The sequence below is a fragment of the Roseibium sp. RKSG952 genome (assembly GCF_009711355.1).
Window position 1 is genome coordinate 10,843 of the sequence record NZ_SMMF01000931.1, and the last position, 935, is coordinate 11,777.

Consider the following 935-nt stretch of genomic DNA (forward strand, 5'->3'; position numbering starts at 1 on the left):
AGAAGCTACTCCGGCTGCCTTGTTCAAATCCGACGAACCCATGATGTTCGATGGATTTGACCGGTTGAAGATCGTTTTCATCGATGGTGTGTTCAATGCCGAGGCCTCAGATGATCTGTCGCTGGAAGGCGTGAGCATCGATCGTCTTGAGGATATTTGCTGCAAGGACATCCATTGGGCCAAAGAGCTTTACGGAGTACTGGAAGCTCGTGGACAATCACCGGTCGAGCGCCCGCTGGCAGCGCTGAATACAGCCTTTGCCACCGATGGTGTTGCGATCCATGTTACAGGTAAGCCGTCGAAGCCGATCAGCCTGATCTACCGTCATGCATCGGAAACATCGGATGCGATCCTGCACCATATCGTCCGCGTGGAAAGTGGTGCCGAAGTCACGATCCTTGAAAATGGTCCAGCGGCATCTCGTTTTAACAAGTGCATGGAAATCGATATTGCCGACGGTGGAGCATTGCATCATGTGCGAGCGCAGGGCCGCGATCATCAGCGCCGTGCTGCAACACATATGTTTACGCGACTGGGCAAAGAGTCGGTCTATAAATCATTTACGCTTACCGTGAATGGTGTGCTGACACGCAACGAACAAGTGGTCGAGCTGACGGGCGACGATGCGATCGCCCATGTCGCAGGCGCTTGCGTCGGAGATGGCGACTTTCATCACGACGATACGGTTTTCATCACCCATGATGCGGTGAACTGCGAAAGCCGGCAGGTGTTCAAGAAGGTTCTGCGCAACGGTGCCACCGGTGTGTTTCAGGGCAAGATCCTTGTGAAAGAAGGTGCCCAGAAAACAGATGGTTATCAGATCAGCCAGTCGCTGCTTCTGGATGACGACAGTCAGTTCCTGGCCAAGCCTGAACTCGAGATCTACGCCGATGATGTCGCCTGCTCGCACGGTTCCACCTCGGGCGCGATCGACG

Annotated in this window: 1 protein-coding gene; it reads left to right on the forward strand. The window is 54.4% G+C overall.

What is annotated here, in order from left to right:
* The coding region (locus tag E1297_RS24555) for a SufD family Fe-S cluster assembly protein (RefSeq protein ID WP_155143199.1) at positions 1-935 on the forward strand (935 nt) is incomplete at both ends.